Source organism: Aeromonas veronii bv. veronii, from assembly GCF_000820225.1.
Taxonomy (GTDB): Bacteria; Pseudomonadota; Gammaproteobacteria; order Enterobacterales; family Aeromonadaceae; genus Aeromonas; species Aeromonas veronii.
This window is the reverse complement of record NZ_CDDK01000020.1, coordinates 57,798-63,797: the sequence shown is the minus strand read 5'-3', so window position 1 is coordinate 63,797 and position 6,000 is coordinate 57,798. Positions and strand designations below refer to the sequence as shown.

The 6,000-nt window shown below is 60.0% G+C and carries 5 protein-coding genes; all 5 read right to left on the bottom strand.

The features are described from left to right. Positions 1-35: 35 nt before the first annotated feature. On the bottom strand, positions 36-506 hold the full coding sequence (locus BN1139_RS09365; protein WP_005347462.1) for a BamJ family beta-barrel-assembly machinery protein: 471 nt from the start codon (positions 504-506) through the stop codon (positions 36-38). Between the two features lie 174 nt (positions 507-680). Further along, positions 681-1,829, bottom strand: coding sequence for a sodium:phosphate symporter (locus tag BN1139_RS09360; protein ID WP_005338243.1), 1,149 nt, complete (start codon positions 1,827-1,829; stop codon positions 681-683). Between the two features lie 313 nt (positions 1,830-2,142). Continuing rightward, on the bottom strand, positions 2,143-3,489 hold the full coding sequence (locus BN1139_RS09355; RefSeq protein ID WP_005350109.1) for an APC family permease: 1,347 nt from the start codon (positions 3,487-3,489) through the stop codon (positions 2,143-2,145). Further along, on the bottom strand, positions 3,489-3,755 hold the full coding sequence (locus BN1139_RS09350) for a hypothetical protein (RefSeq protein ID WP_021230505.1): 267 nt from the start codon (positions 3,753-3,755) through the stop codon (positions 3,489-3,491). The genes BN1139_RS09355 and BN1139_RS09350 overlap by 1 nt, the downstream gene beginning before the upstream one ends. Before the next feature lie 538 nt (positions 3,756-4,293). Next, positions 4,294-5,643: an APC family permease gene (locus BN1139_RS09345; protein ID WP_005350110.1), complete on the bottom strand. Its 1,350-nt coding sequence runs from the start codon at positions 5,641-5,643 to the stop codon at positions 4,294-4,296. Between the last annotated feature and the right edge of the window lie 357 nt (positions 5,644-6,000).

Sequence of the window (6,000 nt, the reverse complement as noted above, 5' to 3'; positions counted from 1 at the left end):
GCTGGCCTTGTTGCTGATGGAGCGTGACGGAGTGCTTACTGGATACCCAACAGCTCCACGTCGAAGATCAGGACTGATCCCGGCGGGATTTTGCCAGCGGCACGGTCGCCGTAGGCGAGGTTGGCGGGGATGTAGAAACGGGTCTTCTCACCTTCCACCATCAGCTGTACCCCTTCGGTCCAGCCAGCGATCACCTGATTGAGGCCAAATTCGATGGGCTCGCCACGGGCGACCGAGCTGTCAAAGACGGTACCGTCCAGCAGCTTGCCCTCGTAATGCACCTTCACCTTGCTGGTGGCAGTGGGGTGAACGGTGCCGGTGCCCGGGGTCAGCACTTCGTACTGCAGGCCGGAGGCGGTGGTGGTCACCAGCGGCTTCTCCTTGTTGCTGGCGAGGAACTCGGCGCCAATCCGCACGTTGTCGGCCGCCAGCTTCTTGTTGTTGCTGCTGGAGTAGAAGTAGTAGGCCACCCCGGCGATGAGCAGCGCGATCAGTATGAATTTCATCGGTTTTTCCTGTTCCATGAAATGTAAAAAGTGCAATGAGGGCGCCATCTTATCGCGCACCGCCCCTGATGGCGAGCCACAGGGCGGGAGGATGTGAGCAGGCAGGCAAAGCCCGGCGAGCTGGACGCAAAAAGGGGCGAGTCGGTGACTCGCCCCTTGTCATGGCGGCGGCGCTTACTTGGCGGCCACCATCATCAGGGCGGGCAGGGCGAAGAAGAGACCCGTTACATAACCCAGAGCCAGCAGCTTGTTCTCGCTGCCGACCCGGGCCAGCCCCTCGGCGGCGCGCACCGGCAGGTCGCGCAGGAAGGGGATGCCATAGATGATGACCACGGCAAAGAGGTTGAACAGCACGTGGACCAGTGCGATGGTCAGGGCCAGCTGGGCACCGGCTCCGCTGATGGCGGTGGCTGCCAGCAGGGCGGTGATGGTGGTCCCGATATTGGCCCCCAGGGTGAAGGGGTAGAGCTGACGGGTGCTGAACACGCCGCCGCCAGCCAGCGGGATCATCAGGCTGGTGGTGGTGGAGGAGGACTGCACCATGATGGTCACCAGCGCACCGGAGGTAATGCCGGTCAGCGGGCCACGGCCCAGCGCCTTGTGCAGCACCTCTTTGGCGCGGCCAACCAGTACCTGTTGCAGCACTTTGCCGAGATAAGTGACGCAGGCGAGGATCAGCAGGATACCGATGATGATGGTCGCGATGGCGGCACCCTTGCCCGGCAGGAAGGCGACAGCGCTGTCAATCAGCTGCTGGGCCGGTGCGGTCAGCGGCTTCATGAAGTCCATGCCCTTCATCGACATGTTGGCGGAGCCTACCAGCAGGTTGGCCAGCCACTCGGCGCTGTGTTGCAGCAGGCCGAACATCAGTTCCAGCGGCAGGAAGATGAACACCGCCAGCAGGTTGAAGAAGTCGTGCACGGTGGCGGCGGCGAAGGCGCGGCGGAACTCGGCGCGATCCCGCACATGGCCCATGGAGACGATGGTGTTGGTGATGGTGGTGCCGAGGTTGGCCCCCATGACCATGGGGATGGCCATGCTGATGGGCAGGCCGCCAGCCACCAGACCAACGATCACCGAGGTGACGGTGCTGGAGGATTGCACCAGCGCGGTAGCGAGAATACCCAGCAGCAGGGCTACAAAGGGGTTGTTGGCAAAGGCGAAGATCTGGGCTGCGCCCTCGGCGCCGCCGGAGAAATCTTTGAAGCCGTGGGAGATGGCGCCCACGGCAACCAGGATCAGGTAGACCAGTACGATGACACTCATCCAGTTGAACAGGGCGCGGGTCGCGGGCGGCTGTGACAAGGAGTGATGGTGTTGCATAAAGCCTCTTGAGACGGTCGTTCCGTCTTGGGTTGTTGATGACCCGCGCATTTAATCAGTGGTTAATGACAGAAATATGACAAGGTGACACTTTTATGATGGTTTTATGACTTGCGTTGGTGGTTTGCTCGCCAATAGATGATGGGGATGGCGAGAAATATGGCTGGTGGCGCCATCCGTCCGGTCTGTTTCTTGCCGACCACTACGGGTAGGCTGCGCCAGAGTGGCAATAGTCGAGCCCCATTTTCAGCCCGTCAAATAGCAAGAAGGGGAGCCATGGCTCCCCTTCTGTCTATCCGTTATCCGCAAAGGATCAGGCGTCAGCCGCTTCCTCGTATTGACGGAACGGGATACGGAACACCGCCAGACGCAGGAACAGATAGGTTGCGCCGAGGCCAGCCCAGATCAGGCCCAGCTCCAGCGAGCTCTGCTCCAGGTTGATCCACAGCGCACCGATGGTGGCGGCGCCGAGCAGCGGCATCAGCAGGTAGATGACGTGATCCTTGAGGGTCTTGTTGCGCTTCTCGCGCACCCAGAACTGACCGATCACCGACAGGTTGACGAAGCTGAACGCCACCAGTGCGCCGAAGTTGACCAGCGCCAGCGCGGTATCCAGATCAAACGACACGGCGGAGAGGGCCAGACCGCCCACCATCAGCACGTTGATGGCCGGAGTGCGGTATTTCGGGTGGATGTAGCCAAACACCCGCTCCGGGATCATGCGATCACGCCCCATCACGTAGAGGATGCGCGAGACACCGGCGTGAGCCGCCATGCCGGAGGCCAGTACCGCGACCGTGGTGCAGACCAGCACCACGGACTGGAAGAAGGTGCCGCCAACGTAGAGGGCGATCTCCGGCAGTACCGCGTCGGGATGCTGGAAGCGGGAGAGGCTCGGGAAGTAGAGCTGCAGGCAGTAAGATACCACCACGAAGATGATGCCGCCGATAAGGGCAGTCAGCACGATCGCCTTGGGGATCACCTTGCCGGCATTCGGAGTCTCTTCGGAGAGGGAACTCAGACCGTCAAAGCCCAGGAACGAGAAGCAGAGGATGGTCGCACCGGTAAAGAGCGGTACCAGCTGTGCTGACTCGAAGTGGAACGGACGGCTGCTCATCAGGGTGCCAGCCCCTTCGCCGTGGTAGATGCCCCACGCCATCAGGCCGATAAAGAGGGTGATGATGGCCAGCTGGATCACCACGATCAGACCATTGAAGTTGGCTACCAGATTGATGCCGCGCAGGTTCAGGAAGGTCATCACGGTCACCAGACCGAAGATGAACACCCAGGGCTCGACGCCCGGGAACATGGCGGTCAGGTAGATCTTGGCCAGCAGGATGTTGATCATCGGCATGAACATGTAGTCGAGCAGGGATGACCAGCCGACCATGAAACCGACGTAGGGGTTGAACACTTTCTGGGCATAGGTATAGGCAGAGCCCGCAGAGGGGAACTTGCGTACCAGATGTCCGTAGCTGAAAGCGGTGAGCAGGATGCCACCCAGAGCCAGCAGATAGGCGGTGGCGACCCGGCCATCGGTGATGTCACCGACGATGGCGAAGGTGTCGAAGACAGCCATGGGGGTCAGATAGGCCAGACCCATCACAATCACTTGTGTCAGGGTAAGGGTCTTGAGCAGCTTGGCGTTTTGCGATGCCATTACGCTTTCTCCTCAATCAGTGCCGCAGCACGTGCTTGCAACGAGCGCAGGGATACGATGGATTCGCAAGCCTGTACATCAAGGGCGCCGGGGAGGCGCATACCGGGCTGTACCGGCAGGAAAGCATTAAAACGCCCCATTGTTATCCTCTCAACGTCGGGAGATTGTTTGGCAATCTCGAATATCACTTCCGGAAACGTTCCGGCCTCTTGTGGTGGGTTTGTACTGCACTTCAAAAATACAAAAACCGATGTCGCAGTGAACATCGGTCCTTTATTGGCGGCGTATTGTGCATTCGGTCAGCCCCCTTGACAAGCAAAAAAGGGCGGATTAACGCATTTTTTTGCATACGCACGGGGCAGGTAAGTGGTCACTCGCCCCCTGCAGCCGTCCCCGAGCCGCTCCCCCTTTTTCGGGGGGGAAGAGAACCCTGTCATGGCGTATGAAAAATCGGCAAATCGGGGCTGCAGGGTGCATAGCGCCTCAACATTGATCCTGATCATATTTGGCGGCGTTCCCCCGGGCTCGAGTCCTGCGAGCTTATCGGCTGGCGGGGGATGAGAGGGGGTGAAGTGGAAAAAGATCTATTGCATATCCATTCACATTAATGACTGAGGATAGAAGGCGACGCGGCTCGGGCCATGGCCCGGCGAGCAGCCCAGCTGGGTAGTTATTTGAAATCAGTCACACTTCCTGCAGAAACCGCATTTCTGGCAACCCGTGCTGCTGGCCACCAGCGCACCGCAAAAACAACAAGGAGCCCGCAGGCTCCTTGTTCGCTATCGGGGGGAGGGGCGCCAGCGGTTACTGGGCGATCTCCACCTTGTCGGCGGTATGCAGCGGGATGCGGAACACGGTGAGGCGCAGGAACAGGTAGATGGCCCCCAGCGCCGCCCAGATCAGCCCCAGCTCGAAGGAGGAGGGCTCGAGGTTGAGCCACAGTACCCCGATGCAGGCGGCCCCACAGAGCGGCAGCAGCAGGTACATCAGGTGATCCTTGAGACACTTGTTGCGGCCCAGCTTCACATAGAAGTGGGCAATCACCGCCAGATTGACGAAGGTGAAGGCCACCAGGGCGCCAAAGTTGATCAGCGCCAGCGCCATCTCCAGATCCAGCGACACCGCAGAGAGGGCCAGCAGGCCGACCAGCAGCACGTTGAACGCCGGAGTCTGCCACTTCGGATGGATGTAACCGAAGAAGCGGGCGGGCAGGGCGCGATCACGACCCATCACGTAGAGCAGGCGCGATACACCGGCGTGGGAAGCGAGCCCCGAGGCCAGCACCGCTACTGTGGTGCAGACCAGCACCACCGCCTGGAACAGCTTGCCGCCGACATAGAGGGCGATCTCCGGCAGTACCGCATCCGGATGCTGGAAGCGGGAGATGTCCGGGAAGAAGAGCTGCAGGAAGTAGGAGGTGGTGACAAACAGCACACCGCCGATCAGCGCCGTCAGCACGATGGCGCGCGGGATAACCCGATCCGCGTCCGGGGTCTCTTCCGACAGGGTGCTGATGGCATCAAAGCCGAGGAACGACAGACAGAGGATCGAGGCCCCCATCAGCAGCGGCGAGATGTTGATCTGCTCGGAGAAGAAGGGCCGGCTGCTGGCCACGGTACCCAGCCCTTCGCCATTGTGCACGCCCCAGGCGATCAGGCCGATAAAGACGGCGATGATGCTGAACTGCATGATGACGATGACGCTGTTGAAGTTGGCCACCAGCTTGATGCCGCGCAGGTTGAGGGCGGTCATCACCGCCGCCAGACCGAAGATATAGGTCCAGGGCTCCACCTCGGGGAAGAGCGCCTGCAGATAGATCTTGGCCAGCAGCATGTTGATCATCGGCATGAACATGTAGTCGAGCAGGGAGGTCCAGCCCACCATAAAGCCGACATAGGGGTGAAACACCTTCTGGGCATAGGTATAGGCGGAGCCGGCTGACGGGAACTTGCGTACCAGATGGCCGTAGCTCAGGGCAGTGAACAGCATGCCGATGAGGGCAAACAGGTAGGCGGTCGGCACATGGCCTTCGGTGATTTCGGTAACGATGCCGAAGGTGTCGAACACCGCCATGGGGGTGAGGTACGCCAGTCCCATAACCACGACCTGCCACAGTTTGAGGGTCTTTTTCAGACCAACCTGCTGGGCCGCCATTATGCATGTTCCTCATGCAGTGCCAGAGTGGCACGGTCCATCAACGAAACCGGGAGAGAGGCCCGGGAATCAAGGGCGCCAGGGCGGCGCACACCGGCCATGGCCGGTTGGAAAGCATTGAGATGCCCCATGTTGTTCCTCACTAGACTTGGTGTCGGGAGACTGCTGCCAATCTCGCTATCTTTTCCGGGGGTGATCCGGCCTCGTTTATGGGTGTGTTCACTGTCTAAAAAAGAACCGATGCCATTGTTTTACATCGGTTCTTTCAGTGGCGGCGCATTGTGCATTTGCAGGGCCCCCTTGACAAGAAAAAAAGGGGGCAAAATTGCATTTATTTGCACAGGTGAGTGGTCACTT